At 41.0% G+C, this 3,165-nt stretch carries 4 protein-coding genes; 1 reads left to right on the top strand and 3 read right to left on the bottom strand.

Annotated features, from left to right (window positions below; translation table 11 throughout):
* Positions 1-570: OmpP1/FadL family transporter (locus ACWVCM_RS00020; RefSeq protein WP_455199638.1), on the bottom strand; the 570-nt coding region annotated here is incomplete at its 3' end.
* A 317-nt stretch (positions 571-887) separates the two neighbouring features.
* Here ACWVCM_RS00020 and ACWVCM_RS00015 point away from each other — a divergent pair.
* On the top strand, positions 888-2,183 hold the full coding sequence (locus ACWVCM_RS00015; RefSeq protein WP_455199637.1) for an OmpP1/FadL family transporter: 1,296 nt from the start codon (positions 888-890) through the stop codon (positions 2,181-2,183).
* A gap of 102 nt (positions 2,184-2,285) precedes the next feature.
* Here ACWVCM_RS00015 and dsrE2 read toward each other — a convergent pair whose 3' ends face one another.
* Positions 2,286-2,753 carry a sulfur carrier protein DsrE2 gene (gene dsrE2, locus ACWVCM_RS00010; RefSeq protein WP_455199636.1) on the bottom strand — a complete coding sequence of 156 codons (468 nt, stop codon included), beginning with the start codon at positions 2,751-2,753 and terminating at the stop codon, positions 2,286-2,288.
* Positions 2,754-2,811: 58 nt separating this feature from the next.
* Positions 2,812-3,042, bottom strand: coding sequence for a sulfurtransferase TusA family protein (locus ACWVCM_RS00005; RefSeq protein ID WP_455199635.1), 231 nt, complete (start codon positions 3,040-3,042; stop codon positions 2,812-2,814).
* Positions 3,043-3,165 lie beyond the last annotated feature (123 nt).

Below are 3,165 nucleotides of genomic sequence, written 5' to 3'. Positions count from 1 at the left end.
TTCAAAGCGTTGGTAGGCAAGGATCAAACTAACACCCCATGAATGCTGCGGATTAATTTTTCTTGAATAGCTGGTATTTATGAATAGTTGTTCCAAATTCACACCTGCCGCACCCGCATAATAGGTTCCCATTCCACCGTTAGCAGATCCAGGCCATTCAGTGTTCATACCCCCATTGCCGTATAATGTCAGTCCAATTGCGGAATCTGGATTCAACATCCAGTTTTTCGCAAAGTGTGGAATAGGGAAATAATCAGCATCACTTTCGACTTCTCCACCAACTAATGTCATTTGTGGAGGTGCCTGAGGTGGCACTGTTGTTGGATTATAAGTTCGGGGGCTAGGACTAAAAATAGCCAAACCCAAATCGTATCGACTTCCCACCCAAACCATACCGGCCGGATTGGTTGCTGCAATCATCGCGTCCTGCGGTAAGGCTACGCCGGCTCCTGCCAGCGCTTTATTCTTGGTTCCGTAACCATGAGCAAAATATCCATTGGTTGCAAAAACCGGAGCTGCGAAACCTATACAGATGACGCAAGCTACTAGTTGCTTGGTAAGTTTTCTCATTGCCTACTCTCCTCGACGACAATTGGACTTCATTATTGATAATAATTTATACAAATTTATAATCGTTGCTGATTAACTCATTCCATTGTTAAAAATAAACTAAATTTTTATCTTTCAAATTTATATCGATAAACCATAATATTAGTATATAAATCTAATCCGCGATGTAGTCTAGCTGTAAAAGTTTTGTATACAGCTATTTGCCATAGTGATTGGATTTTACTCTAGGGAACGCAATACAAACTTGATGCTGTATGATGTAATACCAACGAAAGATTGCTCTTGATATAAGTCAAACAAAAGCAGGGAGACGCACAGTGAATCACATTAGATTTTTTCAGTGCCTTGTAGTTGCTATTATCGGATTCTTGCCTATGCTGGTCCATGCATCAGGATTTCGTTTACCTGAATCATCTATCGCCGGTATGTCACTCTCCAATGCAGTAGTCGCCAATACCGATGCCACAGGAGCGATCATTTATAATCCCGCAATCATGTCAATGCAGGAGGACCGTCGCGCACTATCTTTTGGTTTGATGAACGTAAATCTCGATTCTCATGTTAAACCCGAAACAGGAACAGAAACAGATAGCCTGGGCGATAATTCTATCAGTATTCCTAACTTTTACTATACGAGTAAAGTTTCGAAGAAATGGGCCTGGGGTTTGGGATTGCATGCACCGTTTGGACTGGAAACCAAGTGGCCTCAGGGCACTTTTGGTCAATTTTATAATCCTAGTTTTGGGCAGCCACCATTTCCTCCTGGCACAGATATACAAATAGCTGCTTTAGAACCTGAGCAAAGCAAAATTGAAGTAGCTAACCTGACACCTAATGTTTCCTATCTTATCAACGAAAATAATAGCGTTTCGTTTGGCATTAACTACTACGATGTACGCAAACTGATTTTTAATACCCAGGCCGTCCAGATTAATGGCAGCGGAGATGATTTTGGTTACACGCTTGCCTATTTATATAAAAGAGGTGACTGGAGCTTGGGTGCTACTTACCGAAGCGAGGTAAAAGTTACAGCGGATGGATCTATAAATATTGTTGCTGGACCATCTGCTGGTGCCTCTGCTAACGCATCGGCTGATATCGAATTTCCTGCAATGTTACAAATAGGATTAAGAAACCAGATCAATCAATACTTTGCCCTGGAATTTGATATTGAGCGGACTTACTGGAGTAGTTTTGAGAAATTAGAAATCAAAAATGGACTTAACATTCCCATAACTAGCACAAATAATTGGGAAGATTCCAACGCTTATCGACTAGCTGCTTCTTATCAAGTCACCAACACCTGGCAACTTCGATTTGGCTTTACACTGGACGAAACACCGCAATCTGACGATTACTTCACTGCCCGTATTCCTGATGCGGACCGGCAATTATTTAATTTCGGTGTGAGCTATAAGCCCAACAGTTGGGAATTTGAGGCAGGAATCATGTATGTGAAGTTTGATGATCGCACAATTAATCAATCTACATCATATGTTCAGAGAGTGGCAGGCGGCGATACGGATCCCAATGGCACTGACGCATACAATGGCACTTACGAATCCAGTGCCACGGTAATTGGGATAGGTCTTACAAAGACCTTTATTCACTAACGGTCATATTAAGCGCCATAATTTTACCAGCCAATAAAAAAAGGCGATCTGTTAAGATCGCCTTTTAATATTGCAAATGTATTGTGCTACTACATATGCCGCCTAGACAAACAGACAAATATCAGAGTCGCCTGCAAATCCCAGGAACGTTGCCGCTCCACCGAACTCAATCCCATCGATAAATTCATTATTGCTAAACTCAAATAAATCAACAGTCATTTGGCACGCGATCAATTTGACATCCGCTTCGATACATAATGAGCGTAATTCTTCGACACTCGCCACACCCTTGGATTTCATCTTATTTTTCATCATCACTGACATCATGGATTGCATACCCGGTAAAGCTTGAAGTAGAACCGGCATGGGCATAGGCATAGGCATACCCGGATTACCCAATGAAGTAAGCTTTAGATCAAGCTTTTTACGCAGCAACTGTAAACCATAAAACGTGAAAAATATCTGAACTTCGTAACCCAAGGCAGCGGCAGTAGACGCCAAAATGAATGGAGGGTAAGCCCAGTCCAGTGAACCTTTGGTGGCAATAATCGCTAACTTTTTCTCGGACATAACGCTATTCCTCTTTATTCATTTAATTAAACTATTTGACGTTTAAATATCAAACTAATTACGATTTTTTCATCAAGAAATGAAATTTTCCGGCATCTTCCCGGGATTCCATCAGTTCGTTGCCAGTTTGTTTGGCAAATGCTTCAAAGTCTTTAACTGCGCCTGGATCTGTAGCAATAATATGTAAGACTTGCCCGGAATCCATAGCCGCTAAACTTTTCTTGGCTCTTAAAATCGGTAGTGGACAGTTCAATCCGCATGCGTCCAGTTCTTGGTCAAAATCCGCCATAACGTGCTCCTCATTCATTAGATCTAGATTTGTATATAGTTTATTAGTAATCCATATATCTCTTATATTGTATCAAAAATCTTGTAAAAAGGTCACATGAAACCTTATTAGATTTTCTGATGC

The organism is Kaarinaea lacus, assembly GCF_975902315.1.
The sequence above is the reverse complement of the archived record's forward strand: the minus strand, read 5'-3'. Positions and strand labels throughout refer to the sequence as shown.